At 63.8% G+C, this 18,471-nt stretch carries 16 protein-coding genes and 2 tRNA genes; 13 read left to right on the top strand and 5 right to left on the bottom strand.

Features of this window, described 5'->3' with window-relative positions; all coding sequences use genetic code 11:
* The first annotated feature begins 88 nt into the window (after nt 1-88).
* The 5 genes from ACAX43_RS04425 (at nt 89) to ACAX43_RS04445 (ending at nt 7,034) form a co-directional block, all read left to right on the top strand.
* A complete protein-coding gene (locus ACAX43_RS04425; protein WP_370707212.1) occupies nt 89-3,352 on the top strand; it encodes a ribonuclease E/G in 3,264 nt (1,087 codons plus the stop codon).
* 217 nt (nt 3,353-3,569) lie between these two features.
* A complete protein-coding gene (moaA, locus tag ACAX43_RS04430; protein WP_370707213.1) occupies nt 3,570-4,679 on the top strand; it encodes a GTP 3',8-cyclase MoaA in 1,110 nt (369 codons plus the stop codon).
* A gap of 12 nt (nt 4,680-4,691) precedes the next feature.
* The gene (gene mobA, locus ACAX43_RS04435) at nt 4,692-5,306 is read left to right on the top strand and encodes a molybdenum cofactor guanylyltransferase MobA (RefSeq protein WP_370707214.1); all 615 of its coding nucleotides are present in this window, start codon (nt 4,692-4,694) and stop codon (nt 5,304-5,306) included.
* 74 nt (nt 5,307-5,380) lie between these two features.
* Nucleotides 5,381-6,682, top strand: coding sequence for a gephyrin-like molybdotransferase Glp (gene glp / locus ACAX43_RS04440; RefSeq protein WP_370707215.1), 1,302 nt, complete (start codon nt 5,381-5,383; stop codon nt 6,680-6,682).
* Nucleotides 6,683-6,758: 76 nt separating this feature from the next.
* Nucleotides 6,759-7,034, top strand: a complete 276-nt coding sequence (locus ACAX43_RS04445) for a hypothetical protein (protein ID WP_054036190.1) — start codon at nt 6,759-6,761, stop codon at nt 7,032-7,034.
* Between the two features lie 209 nt (nt 7,035-7,243).
* Here ACAX43_RS04445 and rmuC read toward each other — a convergent pair whose 3' ends face one another.
* From rmuC to pncB, 5 genes are all read right to left on the bottom strand, one after another.
* The gene (gene rmuC, locus ACAX43_RS04450; protein ID WP_370707216.1) at nt 7,244-8,692 is read right to left on the bottom strand and encodes a DNA recombination protein RmuC; all 1,449 of its coding nucleotides are present in this window, start codon (nt 8,690-8,692) and stop codon (nt 7,244-7,246) included.
* Complete coding sequence (locus ACAX43_RS04455; protein ID WP_370707217.1) at nt 8,689-9,678, bottom strand: 2-hydroxyacid dehydrogenase; 990 nt, start codon at nt 9,676-9,678, stop codon at nt 8,689-8,691. Before ACAX43_RS04455 ends, rmuC begins: the two co-directional genes overlap by 4 nt.
* Nucleotides 9,679-9,732: 54 nt before the next feature.
* Nucleotides 9,733-11,163 (bottom strand): sodium:proton antiporter, encoded by a 1,431-nt coding sequence (locus ACAX43_RS04460; RefSeq protein ID WP_370707218.1) that lies wholly within the window; start codon nt 11,161-11,163, stop codon nt 9,733-9,735.
* Between the two features lie 67 nt (nt 11,164-11,230).
* Nucleotides 11,231-11,893 (bottom strand): lactate utilization protein C, encoded by a 663-nt coding sequence (locus ACAX43_RS04465; RefSeq protein ID WP_370707219.1) that lies wholly within the window; start codon nt 11,891-11,893, stop codon nt 11,231-11,233.
* A gap of 148 nt (nt 11,894-12,041) precedes the next feature.
* Entirely contained in the window at nt 12,042-13,238 is a 1,197-nt protein-coding gene (gene pncB, locus ACAX43_RS04470; RefSeq protein ID WP_370707220.1) for a nicotinate phosphoribosyltransferase, read from the bottom strand.
* Between the two features lie 279 nt (nt 13,239-13,517).
* Here pncB and fdxA point away from each other — a divergent pair, with 279 nt between their 5' ends.
* The 8 genes from fdxA to ACAX43_RS04510 all read left to right on the top strand — a co-directional run bounded on the left by fdxA (nt 13,518) and on the right by ACAX43_RS04510 (nt 18,363).
* Nucleotides 13,518-13,841, top strand: coding sequence for a ferredoxin FdxA (gene fdxA / locus ACAX43_RS04475; protein ID WP_054036179.1), 324 nt, complete (start codon nt 13,518-13,520; stop codon nt 13,839-13,841).
* A 116-nt stretch (nt 13,842-13,957) separates the two neighbouring features.
* Nucleotides 13,958-14,033: transfer RNA gene (locus ACAX43_RS04480), tRNA-Asn, on the top strand.
* A 62-nt stretch (nt 14,034-14,095) separates the two neighbouring features.
* A tRNA-Asn gene (locus ACAX43_RS04485) sits at nt 14,096-14,171 on the top strand.
* Between the two features lie 229 nt (nt 14,172-14,400).
* Nucleotides 14,401-14,877, top strand: coding sequence for a CreA family protein (locus ACAX43_RS04490; protein WP_370707221.1), 477 nt, complete (start codon nt 14,401-14,403; stop codon nt 14,875-14,877).
* A gap of 115 nt (nt 14,878-14,992) precedes the next feature.
* On the top strand, nt 14,993-15,820 hold the full coding sequence (locus ACAX43_RS04495; protein ID WP_370707222.1) for a helix-turn-helix domain-containing protein: 828 nt from the start codon (nt 14,993-14,995) through the stop codon (nt 15,818-15,820).
* Nucleotides 15,821-16,155: 335 nt separating this feature from the next.
* The gene (locus tag ACAX43_RS04500) at nt 16,156-16,983 is read left to right on the top strand and encodes an AzlC family ABC transporter permease (protein ID WP_370707223.1); all 828 of its coding nucleotides are present in this window, start codon (nt 16,156-16,158) and stop codon (nt 16,981-16,983) included.
* Nucleotides 16,980-17,303, top strand: a complete 324-nt coding sequence (locus tag ACAX43_RS04505) for an AzlD domain-containing protein (RefSeq protein ID WP_370707224.1) — start codon at nt 16,980-16,982, stop codon at nt 17,301-17,303. The genes ACAX43_RS04500 and ACAX43_RS04505 overlap by 4 nt, the downstream gene beginning before the upstream one ends.
* A 292-nt stretch (nt 17,304-17,595) precedes the next feature.
* On the top strand, nt 17,596-18,363 hold the full coding sequence (locus ACAX43_RS04510) for a DUF4088 family protein (protein ID WP_370707225.1): 768 nt from the start codon (nt 17,596-17,598) through the stop codon (nt 18,361-18,363).
* Nucleotides 18,364-18,471: the final 108 nt, after the last annotated feature.

Below are 18,471 nucleotides of genomic sequence, written 5' to 3' on the forward strand. Positions count from 1 at the left end.
AATAAGGCGCGGCATGCCGCTGCCCTCCTGGCTCTCGCGACTGACAACCGCGCAGCCGAGGGTTAGCTAAGCCGCCTGGAGCCGTTCAATGAAACGAATGTTGTTCAACGCGACGCAGCAGGAAGAACTGCGCGTCGCCATCGTAGATGGGCAAAAACTCATCGATATCGACATCGAAACCGCCGGTCGCGAACAGCGCAAAGGCAATATTTACAAGGGCATCATTACCCGCATCGAGCCGTCGCTCGAAGCCTGTTTCGTCAACTACGGCGAAGACCGCCACGGTTTTCTGCCGTTCAAGGAAGTCGCCCGTCAGTATTTCCGTGACGGCGTCGACATGCGCTCCGCGCGCATCCAGGACGCGCTCCGTGAAGGCCAGGAACTGATCGTTCAGGTCGAAAAGGAAGAGCGCGGCAACAAGGGCGCAGCCCTCACCACGTTCATTTCGCTGGCAGGCCGGTATCTCGTTTTGATGCCGAACAACCCGCGTGGCGGCGGCGTGTCGCGCCGGATCGAAGGCGACGACCGTCAGGAACTGCGCGAAACCATGGCGCAGCTGCAATTGCCGGAAGGCATGAGCATCATCGCGCGCACGGCCGGCATTGGCCGCAGCGCCGAAGAGCTGCAGTGGGATCTGAATTACCTGATGCAACTGTGGCGCGCGATTGAAGCCGCGTCGCAAAGCGGTTCGACCGGTCAGCCGATGCTGATTTATCTCGAATCGAGCCTCGTTATTCGGGCGATTCGCGACTATTTCCAGCCGGATATCGGCGAAATCCTGATCGACACCACGGAAATCCATGACCAGGCCCGCGCCTTCATGGACATCGTGATGCCGGACAACGTCAGCAAGGTGAAGCGCTACCACGACGACGTGCCGCTGTTCTCGCGCTTCCAGATCGAACACCAGATCGAAACGGCGTACTCGCGCACGGTGCCGTTGCCGTCGGGCGGCGCAATCGTGATCGACCACACCGAAGCGCTGGTTGCAATCGACGTGAACTCGGCCCGCGCCACCAAGGGCGCCGACATCGAGGAAACCGCTGCGCGCACCAACCTCGAAGCCGCCGACGAAGTCGCCCGCCAGTTGCGCCTGCGCGACCTGGGCGGCCTGATCGTGATCGACTTCATCGACATGGAATCGACCAAGAGCCAGCGTGAAGTCGAACAACGCCTGAAAGATGCGTTGAAGCACGACCGTGCGCGCGTCCAGATGGGCAAGATCTCGCGTTTCGGCCTGATGGAACTATCGCGTCAGCGTCTGCGCCCGGCCTTGTCGGAAGGCAGCCACGTGACCTGCCCGCGCTGTAACGGCACGGGCCACATCCGCGATACCGAATCGTCCGCGCTGCAAGTGCTGCGGATCATTCAGGAAGAAGCGATGAAGGAAAACACCGCGGCAATTCATTGCCAGGTGCCGGTTGAAGTGACCGCCTTCCTGTTGAACGAAAAACGCGCCGAGATCAACAAGATCGAATCGCGTTTCAAGGTCAACGTCGTTCTGATCCCGAACAAGCACCTCGACACGCCGCATTACAAGCTCGAGCGTCTGCGCCACGACGATGCGCGCCTCGACGAACCGCGCGCTTCGTGGAAGATGGCCGAAGAAGCGGCCCGCGAACTGGAATCGGAAACCGGTTACAGCAAGCGTGCCGAGGAAGTAAAGCCGAAGCAGGAAGCGGCGGTCAAGGGCATCACGCCTGAGAAGCCGGCGCCGAGCGCGCCGGTTCGTCCGGCAGCCACGCCCGCTCCGGTGGCTGTCGCCTCGGCCAGCGGCGGTTTTATCGGCTGGTTGAAGAATCTGTTCGGCATGCAGCCGGCAGCACCGGCGCCGGTTGCGCCGGCTACGACCGAAAAGCAGACGCGTCCGCAACGCGGCGAACGCACGGAGCGCGGTGAGCGCACCGGCGAACGCGGCGGCGAACGCAACCGCAATCGCCGTGGCGGCGCTGGCGGCCGTGATGCAGCAGGCCGTGCCGAAGGCACGACCGGCGGCCGTCAAGCTCAAGGTCAGCAGCCGTCGCCGCGTCGCGAGGAACGCGAACCGCGTGAAGGCCGCGAGGCTCGCGAAGGCCGTGAGCCGCGTGAAGCACGTGAGTCGCGCGAGCCGCGAGGCAATCGCGAGCCGCGTGAGGCACGCGAAGGCCGCGAACCGCGCGAGGCCAGAGAGCCGCGTGAAGGTCGCGAGGGCCGTGACCGCGACACGCGTGGCAGCGACCGTACGGAAACTGTCGACGGCGCACCGCGCGCCGAGCGTGGCGAGCGCCCGGAACGCCGTGAACGTGGCGAGCGTGCTGAACGTGGCGAGCGCCGCAAACAGCAGCCGGAAGCCGCAGATGCATTGACGCAAAGCGAAGAGCAATCCGAAGAACTGGCGCAAAACCAGACAGCCTTGGGCGAAAACGGTGCGCCTGTCGATCAGGAAGCGGTGGCGCGTGAGGGTGAAGAGCGCCGTCGTCGCCGTCGCGGCCGTCGTGGCGGGCGTCGTGAGCGTGAAGAAGACGTGAACGGCAACCTGGCTGCGGACGTCGCGGAAGCTGAAGGCGACAACACCGGTGTGACCGAAGAGGCACCGGTGCGCACCGCGCACCAGCCGGTCGAGCACAAGGCTGAAGTCAACGAAGCGAACGAAGTTAAGCCTGTAGAAGTGGTTGTCGCTGCTGTCGCCACGGAAACTGCTGTCGTCAGCGAACTGCATGCTGCGGCCGAAACGCCGGTTCTAGCTTTTGAGAAGGCCGCCAAGTCGGAAACGATCGTTCCGGTCGCGGAAGCGCCGGTGGCACACGCTGCTGCCGTGCCGCTCGAAACTGTGCCGGCAACGCCGGCCGCCAGCGAGACGGTTTCGCTCGTGGAACCGGTCAGGCACGTCGAAGCGCCGGTCGAAGCTCGGGTTGAAACCCCTGCCGAAGCGCGGGTCGAGACGCCGGCAGTTGCGCCGGCCGTTGAAGCGCAAGCCGTACCGGCCCCGGTCGAAACCGCGGCCCTCGCCGCAATGGTCGAAGCACCGGCGGCCCAGCCGGCGCCGCAAGCCGAGATCGTCGAACCGCATCCGGCCGTTGCCGCGGTTGCTCCGGCAGATCTGCCGGCAGCGGTCGAGCCGGCACCAGTCGCTGCGACGCCGCAAGCGCCTCAGGCCCCGCGTAACGGCGGTGTGTCGGCGGAAGCCCTGAAACCGGTGCTTGAACAAGCCGGTCTCGTCTGGGTGGGTACGGACGCCGACAAGCTGCGCGCCGCGCAGGAAGCGGCTGCGCAGGCGGCCAAGCCGGTTCGCGTGGGTCGCGAGCGTAAAGCGTTGCCGCCGGCCGAAACCGCGCCGATGCAAATGGTTGAAACCGGTAAGCACTCGCAGTAAGCGGACCGTTGCCATGCAAAAAGCCCGCCCTCACCGGCGGGCTTTTTGTTTTATGACCACCCCGCCGACACCCAATCGAGTGCCATGCTGCTCCCCGTATACCCCGACAGCGCCTGAGGTCCGACAGCCACCGGACGCATTTCCGCTAGAATGAAGATTCAGGTTCCGATCGCAGCACACATTGCAGCACCCAACGAAGCATCAAGCGAAGCAATTCATGTCCCGACGCATCATCCCTGTTGCCGATCTCAGCGCGATACCGGTCATTTCCGGCCCCGCGCAGGCGCCCAATGGCGCGCTGCACGATACGCTGGCGCGCCCGCTGCGCGACCTGCGCATTTCGGTAACGGATCGCTGCAATTTTCGCTGCGTCTACTGCATGCCGCGTGCGGTGTTCGACAAGGACTACGCGTTCCTGCCGCATAGCGCGCTGCTCAGCTTCGAGGAAATCGAACGGCTGGCGCGGCTCTTCGTCGCGCATGGGGTCGAAAAAATCCGTCTGACGGGCGGCGAGCCGCTGCTGCGTAAAAATCTCGAATTCCTGATCGAACGGCTCGCGCAACTGACCACGCCGGAAGGCCGCCCGCTCGATCTGACTCTGACCACCAACGGCTCGCTGCTGGCGCGCAAGGCGCGCAGCCTGAAAGACGCCGGCCTGACCCGCGTGACGGTGAGCCTCGACGCGCTCGACGACACCCTGTTTCGCCGCATGAACGACGCCGACTTCGCGGTCGCCGACGTGCTGGACGGAATCGCCGCGGCGCATGCGGTGGGACTCGCGCCTGTGAAGGTCAACATGGTCGTCAAGCGCGGCACCAACGACAGCGAAATCGTGCCGATGGCGCGTCATTTCAAAGGCTCTGGCGCGGTGTTGCGCTTTATCGAATACATGGACGTAGGCACGTCCAACGGCTGGAACATGACCGAAGTGCTGCCTTCCGCAGACGTCGTGACGCGCATCGCCGAGCATTTCCCGCTCGTGCCGCTCGAAGCGCACAGCGCAGCGGAGACCGCCCAGCGTTGGGGTTACGCCGATGGCAGCGGCGAGATCGGCGTGATTTCGAGCGTGACCCGGGCGTTTTGCGGCAGCTGTACGCGGGCGCGCCTGTCGACCGAGGGCAAGCTGTACCTGTGCCTGTTCGCGTCGTCCGGTCACGATCTGCGCGCGTTGCTGCGCAACGGTGCGAGCAACGCCGATATCGCCACTGCCGTCGCCGAAATCTGGCAAGCCCGCAGCGACCGTTATTCGCAATTGCGTGGCAGCAGCGCAGTCGAATCGCGCACGCAGGATGGCCGCCGCGTGGAAATGTCGTACATCGGCGGCTAAGCGGCCGAGCCAATGAACCCGACACGCGAACACATCACCGGTCTGGTCCTCGCGGGCGGGCGTGGCATGCGCATGGGCGGGGTCGACAAGGGGTTGCAAACATTGCACGGCGAGCCGCTCGCCTCTCATGTCCTGAGGCGCCTCGCGCCACAAGCCGGCGCCTTGCTGATCAGCGCCAATCGTCATCCTGAGGTCTACACCGCGCTCGGCAAGCCGTTCGGCGCCAAGGTGCTCGCCGATACCGTGCCCGGTTTTCCCGGCCCGCTAGCGGGCTTGCTCGCCGGGCTGCGCGCGGCCGGAACCGCGTATGTGCTGAGCGCGCCCTGCGACACGCCGGGACTGCCCGCCGAACTCGCCCTGCGTCTCGCGCAGGCATTGGACTCGACCCAGGCTGACATCGCCACCGTCAAGACCTCTGACGCCGAAGGCCACGTATCGCTCCATCCGGTGGTCGCGTTGCTGCGCGCGAGTCTCGCGGACGACCTGGCAGCCTTTCTGGAAGCCGGTGAACGCAAGGTCCGCGCGTGGTACGCGCGCCACAAGACGGTGGAAGTCACCTTTACCGACGAGCGCGCGTTTTACAATATCAATTCGTTACAAGAACTCGCCGACCTCGAACGTTGTTGAGGCCCCGGTTGAAATTCCGCTCCGGCCGCCCGGCACCAGCCGCTTCCGCCTCCGGTCGCGACGTCCAGCTCCTCATGACCACGCCTAACGAATTTTCCCGCTGCGTCGCGCAGTACGATCCTCACGCGCTACCTGTTTCGGCCGCCCAGGCGATCGTCCGTCAGTGGGCCTTGCCGGTCACCACGGTCGAATGCGTGCCGTTGCGCGACGCGCTCGATCGCGTGCTGGCGGCCGACCTCGTGTCGCCAATCGACGTCCCTTCGCACGACAACTCGGCCATGGACGGCTACGCGTTCAACCGCGCGGCGCTAGAAACGGGTGAGTCCACGGTCGAATTGACGATCGTCGGCAAGGCGCTGGCCGGCCATCCGTTCGCGGGCCACGTTGACGCTACACAATGCGTGCGCGTCATGACCGGCGCCTGCATGCCGGCCGATTGCGACACCGTCGTGCCGCAAGAGCTCGTGGAGCGCAGCGCCGCTTCCACCTCGATCCACCTGGCGGCCAACGCGGTACGGGCGGGCGCCAACCGGCGCCTCGCCGGTGAAGACCTCGCCCGCGGTCATGCCGCGCTACGCGCCGGTCGCATCATGCGAGCGTCGGACCTCGGTTTGCTGGCTTCGCTCGGCATTGGCGAAGTCAATGTGCGGCGGCGTTTGCGCGTCGCATTTTTCTCGACCGGCGACGAATTGCGCTCGCTCGGCGAGCCGCTCGACCCGGGCTCGGTGTACGACAGCAATCGCTACACGCTGTTTGCGATGCTCCGGCGCCTGAACATGGACACGCTCGATCTCGGCGTGGTGCGCGACGAACCCGCCGCGCTCGAAGCCGCGTTGCGCAGCGCCGCGGGCAGTGCCGACGTGGTGTTGACCTCGGGCGGCGTCTCGGTCGGCGAGGCGGATTTCACCAAGCAATTGCTGCAAACGTTCGGCGACGTCGCCTTCTGGAGCCTCGCGATGCGCCCTGGCCGGCCGCTCGCTTTTGGCCGCGTCTGGTCCGGCGAGCAACCGGGTCTCGGGCTGCCCGCGCTATTCTTCGGCTTGCCGGGCAATCCAGTCGCTGTGATGGTGACGTTCTATCAAATCGTCCGCGAGGCGCTGCTGTTGATGTCCGGCGCGACGCCGCAGGCGCTGCCGGTCTTGCGCGCCGCCAGCCGCGAGGCAATCCGCAAGCGCGCCGGCCGCACCGAGTACCAGCGCGGTGTGGCCGAGCACGATGCGCACGGTCAATGGCATGTCACGCCAACCGGCTCGCAAAGCTCCGGCGTGCTGAGTTCGATGAGCGAAGCAAATTGCTTCATCGTGCTCGGGCACGATGAAGCCGATATTGCCGAAGGTGAACACGTCGATATCATGCTGTTCGACGGTCTCATCTGACGCACTGGCTTGACGCAGCCATTGCCGCACGTTTGCAGCTTTACCCATTACCACTAGACATACGGGTTTGACTTACATGAAAAAACAGATCTCGTTCATTGCACCGGGACAGACGGCCAAGGCACTGATCCTCGTGTACCTGACGTTCTCGGTGCCGATCGTGCTGCTCGGCGTGCTGGTGGCGTTCATACGCTACGGCTCGGTTGAACTGAGCACCGTGTTCAGCGCGTTGTTGCTGAATGCGATTCTGGGCTTCATCCTGCTGTGGATTGCATGCCACGCTTACAACTGGGTCGCGTCGCGCTTCGGCGGCATCGAAATCCAGCTGACCGACGCGCCGGAAGAGGCTTAATGACCGCGACGATCCGCGCTGCGACGTCCGAGGATACCGGCGCCATCTTCGCGCTGACGCATCCTGATTCAGCTGGATCGCCCCGTTCGCGCCGCGCCGAACTCCACACCAGATAGCCCCGCTCGACGCTCAAGACTACGTTCAGCCTCGTGTTCCTGAAACCGACCGGCGGCGTCGCAACAACGCAGCCCAGACGATCAAGTCCGGCTCTACGGCTCGTCGGCATCCACGCCCGAGAGCGCATCGCCGAGCAACCCGCTAGCCTCGTCACCAGGCAACGCCTCGACGTCGCGCAGCTTGCGGCTCATGACGCGGGTGCGCGTTTCCGCGGCTTCGATCGAACGCGTGACGGTTTCCAGTTGCGCCTTGGTCTTTGCCAGCACGTCGCCGAATTTGCCGAACTCCGTTTTCACTGCCCCGAGCACTTGCCAAACCTCGCTCGAACGCCTTTCGATCGCAAGCGTGCGGAAGCCCATCTGCAAACTATTGAGCAATGCGGTGAGCGTGGTCGGGCCGGCAATCGTCACGCGATAGTCGCGTTGCAGCATGTCCGTCAGGCCCGGCCGACGCAGGATTTCCGCGTACAGGCCTTCGGTCGGCAGAAACAGCAGCGCGAAATCCGTGGTGTGCGGTGGCGACACGTACTTCTCCGCAATCGTGCGCGCTTCGGCGCGAATCCGCGCTTCGAGGGCACGTGACGCCTCTTCCACCGCAACCGGATCGGCGCGCTCCTGCGCCTCGATCAGACGCTCGTAGTCTTCACGCGGAAATTTGGCGTCGATCGGCAGCCAGACTGGCGTAGCCACATCACCCTGCTCCGCGCGGCCCGGCAACTTGATCGCGAATTCGACGCGATCGGCGCTCTTCGGCACGGTCGCGACGTTCTTCGCGTATTGATCCGCGGTGAGCAACTGTTCGAGCAACGCCTCGAGTTGCACTTCGCCCCATGTGCCGCGCGTCTTGACGTTGGTGAGCACCTTCTTCAGATCGCCGACACCCGCGGCGAGGGTCTGCATTTCACCCAGACCGCGATGCACCTGTTCCAGGCGGTCGGACACCAGCTTGAACGATTCGCCCAGGCGTTGTTCGAGCGTAGCGTGCAATTTCTCGTCGACGGTGCGACGCATTTCTTCGAGCTTGGCCGAGTTGTTCGTCTCGATGTCTTTCAGTCGCTGCTCGATAGTCGTGCGTACTTCGGCGAAGCGGCGATCGTTCGCCTCGGTGAGCTGCCCCAGTTGCAAGGTCAGCGTTTCACCGAACTGCTTGAGCGTGCGGCCTTGTTCGTCACGCGCCTGTTGCGCCTGCTGCTGCAGGCTGTGACGCACCGCGTCGAGTTGCTGCGCGAAGCCGTCGATCTTGCCGCCCTGCACCGTCGTCATACTGCCGAATTGCGATGCCAGCGTTTGCTGAAAGTGAGCGAACCCGCTGCTTTGCTCCGTGCGCGACACGCGCGCCGTTTCGGTGATGTCATTGCGCAGTTGCCGCTCGAGCCGCTCATAAGCATGCGACTGAGCATCTGCTGCTGTGTCGATACGCTCGCTGAGAGTCTCGAATTGCTCGCTCTCGCCCGCGCGGCTATGGCCGCGCATCAGCAACGCCAACGCGATGATCAATGCGACCGCCAGCACCGCGACGGCCGCCACCAGAACCATGGTCATGAACGCGCCCGGCCGATGACCTCGGGGTTGATCGGATTCGGCGGCCGGCCGGCACGCGGACCTTCACCCAGCGCTGCGATCAGATTGTCCGCGGCGCGGTTCGCCATGGCGCGGCGCGTGGCTTCGGTCGCGCTGGCAATGTGCGGCGTCAGCACGACATTGGGTACGGTCAGCAACGCTGGATTCAGATTCGGCTCGCCTTCGAACACATCCAGACCGGCTGCGGCGATCTGCCTGGAACGCAGTGCCTCGACCAGCGCCGCATCGTCGACAATGCCGCCGCGAGCGACGTTGGTGAGCGTCGCAGTCGGCTTCATCTGCGCGAGTTCGGCCGCGCCGATCGTGTGATGGCTTTCCTTCGTGTACGGCAAGACGAGCACCACGTGATCCGCGCGTTGCAGCAGGTCTTGCTTGGACACGTATTCCGCGTTCAACTCGGCTTCGATTTCCGGCGCCACCCGCGAACGGTTGTGATAGATCACCTGCATGTTGAAGCCCTTCGCGCGACGAGCCAGCGCCTGCCCGATTCGGCCCATGCCGATCACGCCGAGCGTCGAGCCGTACAGGTCGGTGCCGAGAAAGCCGTCATACGCCCACTTCTGCCACTGGCCCGCACGCAGCCAATGCTCCGATTCGGCGATGCGCCGCGCCGCGGCCATCATCAACGCCCAGCCGAAATCCGCGGTCGATTCGTTCAGCACGTCCGGCGTATTGGTGCCGAGCACGTTCGCCGCGTTGAACGCGGCCATGTCGAAGTTGTTGTAGCCCACCGCCATGTTCGACACCACGCGCAGACGCGGCGCGGCCGCGAGCACGGCCGCGCCGACCGGATCGCCTACGGTCAGCGCGCCGTCTTTATCCGCGAGACGGCGCGTCAGTTCATCGGCGGACAACACGTCGCCCTGGTGCCAGTCGACGTCGAAATACTGTTTGAGCCGTTCGATCACATCGGGAAAAATCGGACGGGCGACGAGGATCTTCTGCATTGCAATTCTCCGAATAGCGCGTCGAGTTCAATTGCCTCGGCGTCAAGGTAAGCGTCAAAAAAACAACCAGCCGCCGACGAAAAACAGCGGCAGCAACACCACAACCGACCAGCCGAGATACGCGAAAAAACTCGGCATGCGAATGCCCCGCGATTCCGCGATCGCCTTCACCATAAAATTCGGCGCATTGCCGATGTACGTATTGGCGCCCATGAACACTGCGCCGGCCGAGATCGCCGCGAGCGTGGTGGCGCCAGTGGTCATCAGCGTCTGCGCGTCGCCGCCGGCCAGGTTGAAGAACACGAGGTAAGTCGGCGCATTGTCGAGAAACGAAGATAGCAGGCCGGTGGCCCAGAAATACATCAGGTCGTGCGGCTGCCCGGACGGGTCGTTGACCAGATGGACGATGCCCGCAAACGCGCCGGCCTCGCCGGCACGCAGGATTGTGATGACCGGCGCGATCGTTACGAAGATGCCGGCAAACAGCTTGGCGACCTCTTCGATCGGCGCCCAGTTGAAGTCATTGCCGGCGCGTGCCGCACGCGGCGTCAACGCCAGCGAGAGCACGGTGACGCCGATCAGCGCGACATCGCGCACGGCATTTTGCAGCGCGACGTGCGTGCCGAACACGTCGAATACGACGCCCGGCTTCCAGAGCCCGCTCATCAAAACCAGCGCAATCACGGCAGCGAGAAACACGAAGTTGATCTTGCCGTCGATGCCTAGCGGCGGCGAATCGGGCGTCGGATCGAGAAAGCGCGAGCGCTCCTCTTCGCGCCGATGAAAATAGTACGAGTCCAATACATAGAACCCGACCAGTAGCACCACGCAGACGAACAGCATCGGCAACGCCAGATGCGTGGTGGTCCAGAAGAAACTCACGCCCTGCAGAAAGCCTAGAAAGAGCGGCGGATCGCCGAGCGGCGATAGCGAGCCGCCTGCGTTTGCAACCAGAAAGATGAAGAACACCACCACATGAACGACGTGCTTGCGGTTGTCATTGGCCCGCAGCAATGGGCGGATCAGCAGCATCGCCGCGCCCGTCGTGCCCATGATGCTGGCCAATAAGGTGCCGAGCGCGAGAATCGCGGTATTCAGACGCGGCGTGCCATGCAGATTGCCGCGCACGCAGATGCCGCCCGCGACCGTATAGAGCGCGGTCAGCAACACGATAAACGGAATGTATTCTTCGAGCACCGCGTGCATCAGCGTACCGAATGCGGCGCCCGTGCCAAACGTAAGCGCAAATGGCACCAGGAACAGGAGTGCCCAAGCTGCAGCGATCTTGCCGAAATGGTGATGCCAGAACGCCGGCGCGATCAACGGAAACACCGCGATCGACACCAACACGCCCGCAAACGGCAAGCCCCACAGCGCCGACAAAGTCGCGCCGTCGAGCGTAGCCGCCGAAGCCAGTTGGGGCCACCCCGCGAGCGTCAGTGCAGCGGCGAACACCATGCGCGTCCACACGGCATGTCGTTTCATATCTTTGAAGTCCTTGTTACAGCGGGCCGCTGCGTGCGCCGTTAGGCGACACCGTGGCTCGCCCCGCTCAGGCGCCACGCACGACGATCACATGCACCCGATAAGGCCCATGCGCACCCAGCACGATGGTCTGTTCGATATCTCCGGTGCGCGACGGGCCGGAGACAAAATTGACCGCGCGCGGAAGTTCGCCGCGTTCGCTGCGGATCAGGCCAAACGCCTCTTCATGTCCTGAGACGATGCGCGAAGCCGGCACGATGGCAATGTGGGTCTCCGGCAACAGACCCGCGGATGCGTAGGTTTCCGGCCCGGACAACAGGACCAGCGTGCCGGTCTCCGCAGTCGCGCAGAAGCAGCCGGTGAGTCCGACCACGTCGCCATCTACCGGCTTGCGGAATTCGACGGTGAGGCCGGCTTCGGCCCATTGCAGATCTTGCAGGGTTTGCCATGCGATTGCCTGCAGCGGCAAGGCGTGGCCGGTGAGGTAGCGATGCGCGGCGGCAGGCACGTCGCTCAGTGACTCGACCGTGTCGATAGTGGTTGCCATTTTTTGCGCTTCTTCGACGAAGCGCGTGATCAGATCGGCCGGCATCTCCGGACGCGGGCCCGCCGGATGGCGCGCCAGGTAATCCGCGGCAGCTTCGCGCTCGGAAGCCGATGGCTCAGGCTCGCGCCCTTGCGCCGCGCGGATGCGCGCCAGGATGTTGCGGCGGGCAATCGATGTGTCCATATGCGAAATCCTCGTGTCGACAGCCGTGCGATATGAGGCGGATTATACCGGCCACCCTGCGCGCGAACACCCTGGCCGAACGGCCTATTCCCGCGTGTCGAGGACGCAGCCCGCGCGCAATCTGTCCGATATCCACGCAGGCGCCGCGTTACTTCGCAGCGTCTTCCTCAGGTTGCGCGATGCCGAACACCTGACGCAAATACGCCAGATAGGCCTTGTCCTCGCACATGTTCTTGCCCGGCGAATCCGACAGCTTCGCCACCGGCTGACCGTTGCAGCGAACCATCTTGATGACGATCTGCAGTGGGTTGTATCCCAGGTCGTTGGTCAGATTGGTTCCTACGCCGAATGCCAGCTTGCAGCGGCCGCGGAAACGCTCGTAAAGTTGCAGCACTTTGGGAATGTCGAGCGCGTCGGAGAACACGAGAATCTTGGTGCGCGGGTCGCAGCGGTTCGCCTCGTAATGCTTGAGCAAGCGCTCGCCCCAGTCGAACGGATCACCCGAATCGTGGCGCGCGCCGTCGAACAGCTTGCAGAAGTACATGTCGAAGTCGCGCAGGAAGGCTTCCATGCCGTACACGTCGGACAGTGCGATCCCCAGGTCGCCGCGGTATTCCTTGGCCCACATTTCGAAGCCGAAGATCTGCGAATCGCGCAGCCGCGGACCGAGCGCCTGACACGCTTGCAGATATTCATGCGCCATCGTGCCGAGCGGCGTGAGGCTGTGCTTCAGCGCGTAGAAGACGTTGCTGGTGCCGGCGAACTGCTCGCCCAGATCGTCTTTCAGCGTGAGGATCACTTCTTCGTGCCATTGCTTTGAGAAGCGGCGGCGCGTGCCGTAGTCGGCGATCTTGCAGTCGGCGAATTCCGGGCGGGCGCCCAGCAACTTGATCTTCTCGACGAGACGGCCGCGCCCTTCGCTATAGTCCGGCGATTGCTGGGTGTTGCGGAAATAGACCTCGTTGACGATCGCGAGCATCGGAATCTCGAACAGGATCGTATGCAGCCACGGCCCCTTGATCTCGATGTCGATTTCGCCATTGCCCTTCGGCGACGGTTCGATCGAAATGTATTTCTCGCTCAGATGAAACAGCGCGAGAAACTCGATGAAATCGCCCTTGATGAAGCGCATCCGCCGCAGGTAATCGAGCTCGTCGTCGGTAAAGCGCAACTCGCAAAGCTTGCGCACTTCGTCGCGAATTTCGCCGATATACGGCACGAGATCGACATTCGGCGTGCGGCAGCGAAACCGGTACTCCACATTCGCCGCGGGAAAGTGATGCAACACCACTTGCATCATCGTGAACTTGTACAGATCGGTGTCGAGCAGCGAAGTAATAATCATGATGGTGCGAACTGGACTGCAGGAAGAACGGAAGGCTTGGCTCGACCAAACGCGTCAACCCATGCGCGTGCGGCGCGCCCCGTGCGCGCCAGCCTGATGCATGTTACCCGAATGCGTCCGGATTCAGCGCGCCGGCGGCTGTCGCGCCGGACGCCATAAACTAATCACGAAAACATATAAAAGGCGTTGCCCGATGCCGCATACGCCTCTTGACGTTACGTTACAATAGCGCTTTTGGCGTTTCCGCCTCCCAAGATACCGCATGCAGGAGCTGCCTGAATGACTCACGTTGTGACCGAAAGCTGCATCAAGTGCCGCTATACCGACTGCGTCGATGTGTGCCCAGTGGACTGCTTTCGCGAAGGTCCCAACTTCCTCGCGATCGACCCCGATGAATGCATCGACTGCGCTGTGTGCGTGGCCGAGTGCCCGGTGAACGCCATTTATGCCGAAGAAGACGTGCCGGGCGACCAGCAGCACTTCACCGAGCTGAATGCCGATCTGGCGAAGAACTGGCCGAGCATCACCAAGACCAAGGCGCCACTGCCGGAAGCCGACGAATTCAAGGACGTGAAGGAAAAACTGGCGCTGCTCGTGCGCTGAGCGATGTGGCCTGTCCGCCCGCCGTTGCATTCGAATCAAATCGAGATGAACGCAGGGTATTGACAGGTGCTTAAGCTGCTCCTACAATTTCGCTTCTCTGCTGTTTGTTGTTCTGTTCCTCGATAGCTCAGTCGGTAGAGCGCCGGACTGTTAATCCGTAGGTCCCTGGTTCGAGCCCAGGTCGAGGAGCCAAGAATTGCGAAAGCCCGTTAACCAATACGGGCTTTTTTATGTAGATCAAGTTGTACTGCTGTTCCTCGATAGCTCAGTTGGTAGAGCGCCGGACTGTTAATCCGTAGGTCCCTGGTTCGAGCCCAGGTCGAGGAGCCAAAAATTTGAAAGGCCCGCATCCGTGCGGGCCTTTTTGTTTTGGGCCATTCATTTCAACGCCGGATCAGGTAGTCCGAGTCGGCGGTCAACCGTCTGTGCGGCCAAACGGTGGCGCATGACCTGGGGCATTTGCAGTAGCCCTCTGGGACGCACGCCGTTATACGATGGCGTTTTATCGGCGCAGCGCTCTCGCGCGCGCCCAACCCAAGCGCTCATTCCCGGCCACCTCATGAAACCCACCTCATTGCGCATCGCGCTTGCCGCCGCCACCGCCCTGGTCTTGTCTTCGGCACATGGCGAAGAAGTCGCCAGCGTCAATACCAACTTCCACATCACGGGTTCCGACCGCGTGGTCGTCGAAGCCTACGACGATCCACTTGTCCAAGGTGTGACGTGCTACGTTTCACGGGCGCGCACCGGCGGCATCAAGGGCACGCTTGGCATTGCCGAGGATCCGACTGAAGCGTCGATCGCCTGCCGGCAGGTGGGCGCGATCCGCATCACCGGCCCGCTCAAACAGCAAGCCGACGTGTTCTCGGTAAGCATGTCGCTGATCTTCAAGTCGCTGCACGTGGTGCGGGTGGTCGATGCGAAGCGCAACACGCTGGTGTACTTGACCTACAGCGATCGCGTCGTCAGCGGCAGCGCGAAAAACAGCGTGAGCGCCGTGCCGATGCCGGCCGGCACCACGATCCCGGTCAAGTGAACGCAGCTCTACGGCAACGCGCACGCGGCAAGAGCGGCGGCAACTGCAGCGGCAGCGGCCACAGCGCGCTACACTGAGCGGTCAAGCCGGACCGCCGGACTGCCAGACTTTCACCATGACCGCTCATCGCTTCCAGGATTCCGCCCGCTACTGGCGCACGCCGCTTCTGCCCGGCGCGGATCTGCTCACGGCCGAATATCACGATCACGAGTTCACGCCGCATTGGCATGATGCGTACACGATTCCGGTGATCGTCGCGGGCGCCGAGGGCTATCGGTATCGCGGTTCGGACTATGTGGCCGAAGCGGGAAGCGTGCCGATCATCAATCCCGGCGAGCTGCACACGGGTTCGAAAGCGGTCGAGGCAGGCTGGCGCTATCGCGTGATATATGCGCCGGTAGATTTCATTCACGAGCTTGCCAATGAAGTCGCCGGCAAGCCGCAAGCCTTGCCGTGGTTCGCGCCGGGCGTCATCCGCGATCCCGATCTGGCGCAGCGGCTGGCGCGCGCGCACTGTCTGCTGGAGGCCGGCGACGACCCGCTCGCCGCCGAGGCCGCGATGCTCGACGCGCTGTCCACCTTGCTGGTCCGCTACGCGCAAACGCAACCTGAAGCGCCGCGCCTCGCCGCCGACGACGCCCGCGTCGCGACGATGCAGGAGCGCCTGACCGGCGACCTCGCCGAAGCTGTCACGTTGGCCGAGGTCGCGCGGGCAGCAGGCCTATCGCCCTTTCACGCCGCGCGCCTTTTCACGCAGACCACCGGACTGCCGCCGCACGCGTGGCGCAACCAGGTGCGCTTGCAGCGCACGCTCGCGCCATTGCGGGCGGGCGTTTCCGTGACGGATGTCGCCGCGGCAAGTGGCTTTACGGATCAGAGTCATTTCACGCGCCATTTCCGGCGCGTGTTCGGCGTGCCGCCGGGGCGCTGGCAAGGCAGCTGACGCGGGCTCACGGGACGACAGGACGCCGCCTGCCGGAAAAGGGGTGTGGTTACAACGTTAGCGAGGCGCCTGGCCGGCCGTTCGGCCTTCCTCAAGGCAGCATACGTGTCCGCACCGGCCGCCCGCGAAGCCGGCCCACGTAGCAATGCAATCTCTGGACGACCTCCTCAGGGGGCCGCTCCGATTGGCCCCGCCCTCCGCATCCAGCCGCCTCGGGCATTGGAACAACCCGGTCAACGAGGAACCGCCTTTCGCATCATCTACGCGCCCACCGCAAGAACGTACAAGCCCCGCCCAGCCACGCCCGCTATCCTTCGCGCATCCAGGAGGCAAGATTGACCCATTCCCACCCAGGCCAGCGCTCAAGCACAGGCCACATAAAAGAATTCACCGCCGGCGCGCGCGACATCATCCCGATGATGGTCGGCGCGGCGCCCTTCGGCGTGATCTTCGGCACGCTGGTCGCGTCCGGCCCGCTGCATCTATGGCACGGGCAACTGATGTCGCTGGTCGTGTTCGCCGGCTCCGCGCAATTCATCGCGCTCGGCCTGATCGCCGGCCACGCGAGTTTTGCGGTGATCTGGGCGACCACGCTCGTCGTCAACCTGCGTCACGTGCTGTACAGCGCGACGCTGGCGCCGCACGTCGCCCATTTGTCCGCGCGCTGGCGCTGGGCGCTCGGCGCCCTGCTCACCGACGAAGTCTTCGCGGTCGCCTGGGAGCACTACCGGCATCGGGAGCCCGGCACAGTCGGCCCGCACTACTTCTTCGGCGCGGGTCTGGCCATGTACCTGAACTGGCAGCTCTGGACCGTTGCCGGTCTGCTGTTCGGCGCGGCTTTTCCGGGCCTGCAGTCGCTCGGGCTCGATTTCGCGATGGTCGCTACCTTCATCGCGATCGTGGTGCCGCAACTCGTCGCGCTGCGCTATATCGCAGCGGCCGCAACCGCAGGCACATTGGCCTTCTTCTGGCAGGCGTGGCCGTACAAGCTGGGCCTGCTCGGCGCCGTGTTCGCGGGCGTGGCAATCGGTGTCTTGCTGTCGGCGCCGCGATTTGGGCGAGGCACGCGGGGAAATCGCGAATCCTCGCGAGGCGCTTCGCGCGAAACCTCGCAAGCCCCCCGGCGGAAAACCTCGACGGAAACCATGGAGGCATCTCAATGAACTATGTCATTCTGATCCTCGGCATGGCGGCCATTACCTGGGTGATCCGCGCCGCCGTCTTCGTGCTCGGCGACCGGCTGGTGTTTCCGCCGCTCGTGCGCACCGCCCTCGGCTTCGTGCCGGTTACCGTGCTGACGGCGATCATCGTGCCGATGGCGGTCTCGCCGCACGGCGCCAACGCCGAATTGACGTGGCGCAATCCGCAACTGGTCGGGGCGCTGGCGGCCATCGCGGTCAGCGCGCTGACGCGGCGGCCGCTCCTGACCATCGCGGTCGGCCTGACGGTCTTTTTTGTCTGGCAAGGCGTCGTGCTCAGATAAGCGCAAACGGCGCCCACAACGGTGCCGGCGTCACCCGGCTGCCGCACACCGCGCGCGCAACCGGGCGACGGATCCCTCTAAAACCGCCGCGAACACCCCGCCTACCCTTAAGTTTCCCTTCATTCCGCCGATATGAAGTCGAGGTCCGCGCGTCGGGATTGTGATGACATCCCGCTGGCTATGCGGCAACAGGCTGGAATCAACCGCGCCGGTATCGGCGTCGTGTCTCACAGGTCCGGGTACGGCCGAACGGCATGACGAAGCCGCGCGGCAGCACCAAACGGGGTAACACATGGGTCAAATCACCCTCACGCTCAAAGACGAGACCATTGCGACGCTGCGCAAGGACTTCGATGCTTTTCTGCGGGTCTCGCTGAAGCTCGATCCGCAGTTCGCGACGCCGTCGTTCGAGGATTTTTTGCGCGCCAAGCTGCTCGACAATATGGTGCCGCTGACCGAACACGCGGTTCAGCGGATGCTTCAGGGCGGCCAGTACGCATGGGCAAAACGCACGCTGGACAAGGAGTTTCCGGACGTCGTCGCGATCCTGATGCGGCAGGCGGGCGAATTCGGCTTCGGCTTCGCGGCCCGCTCGGAATGGACGCCGGAAGAGCTCGCCAAGCAGTGCCGCGACTGGGCGGCGGCCATCGTCAAGGAAGCGGAAGGCGACGCGGCGCTGATCGATCCGCTCGCCGCGCAGATCAAGAGCGAGGCAAAGGATATTCAGGCGCTCGAGGAGATCATGCAGACGCCGGCCTGGCGGCTGGTGGAATCGCTGCGCCAGCGCGTCTACGAGGCCAAAGTGGCGTGCGAAACCGGCGTGGGCAGCACCGCGCGGGAAAAGCTCGGCGAGTTGCGTGGACTATTGCGCCTGGGCATTTCGCACGGCTCGTTCCAGAAGCAGGAAGCCCAGCAGATCATGGAATATCTGCGTCTGCTGAAGCCGGAAATTTTTGTCGAAGAGCCGTATGACGTGTTCTCGCGCCTCGCCGCATGGCTACGCAATTTCTTCGTGCCGCCGCGTCCGGTGCAGCAACAGCAGCACCGGCAGTCGCGCTAATAGCGAGTCGGAGCCGCTTGCAGGCAGTGAGGGCGGCCACTGAGAGCAGCCACCGCGGTTCTGGGGTGCAAGAGGCCGACCGGCTGCAACGTGGTTCCTCGTGCAAGA

Source organism: Paraburkholderia sp. IW21, assembly GCF_041321145.1.
Classification (GTDB): Bacteria; Pseudomonadota; Gammaproteobacteria; order Burkholderiales; family Burkholderiaceae; genus Paraburkholderia.

Bases quoted from the DNA above. Each gene is read 5' to 3' on its own strand.
- ACAX43_RS04425 (WP_370707212.1), top strand. From the start codon at position 89: ATGAAACGAATGTTGTTCAACGCGACGCAGCAGGAAGAACTGCGCGTC.
- moaA (WP_370707213.1), top strand. From the start codon at position 3,570: ATGTCCCGACGCATCATCCCTGTTGCCGATCTCAGCGCGATACCGGTC.
- mobA (WP_370707214.1), top strand. From the start codon at position 4,692: ATGAACCCGACACGCGAACACATCACCGGTCTGGTCCTCGCGGGCGGG.
- glp (WP_370707215.1), top strand. From the start codon at position 5,381: ATGACCACGCCTAACGAATTTTCCCGCTGCGTCGCGCAGTACGATCCT.
- ACAX43_RS04445 (WP_054036190.1), top strand. From the start codon at position 6,759: ATGAAAAAACAGATCTCGTTCATTGCACCGGGACAGACGGCCAAGGCA.
- rmuC (WP_370707216.1), bottom strand. From the start codon at position 8,692: ATGACCATGGTTCTGGTGGCGGCCGTCGCGGTGCTGGCGGTCGCATTG.
- ACAX43_RS04455 (WP_370707217.1), bottom strand. From the start codon at position 9,678: ATGCAGAAGATCCTCGTCGCCCGTCCGATTTTTCCCGATGTGATCGAA.
- ACAX43_RS04460 (WP_370707218.1), bottom strand. From the start codon at position 11,163: ATGAAACGACATGCCGTGTGGACGCGCATGGTGTTCGCCGCTGCACTG.
- ACAX43_RS04465 (WP_370707219.1), bottom strand. From the start codon at position 11,893: ATGGACACATCGATTGCCCGCCGCAACATCCTGGCGCGCATCCGCGCG.
- pncB (WP_370707220.1), bottom strand. From the start codon at position 13,238: ATGATTATTACTTCGCTGCTCGACACCGATCTGTACAAGTTCACGATG.
- fdxA (WP_054036179.1), top strand. From the start codon at position 13,518: ATGACTCACGTTGTGACCGAAAGCTGCATCAAGTGCCGCTATACCGAC.
- ACAX43_RS04490 (WP_370707221.1), top strand. From the start codon at position 14,401: ATGAAACCCACCTCATTGCGCATCGCGCTTGCCGCCGCCACCGCCCTG.
- ACAX43_RS04495 (WP_370707222.1), top strand. From the start codon at position 14,993: ATGACCGCTCATCGCTTCCAGGATTCCGCCCGCTACTGGCGCACGCCG.
- ACAX43_RS04505 (WP_370707224.1), top strand. From the start codon at position 16,980: ATGAACTATGTCATTCTGATCCTCGGCATGGCGGCCATTACCTGGGTG.
- ACAX43_RS04510 (WP_370707225.1), top strand. From the start codon at position 17,596: ATGGGTCAAATCACCCTCACGCTCAAAGACGAGACCATTGCGACGCTG.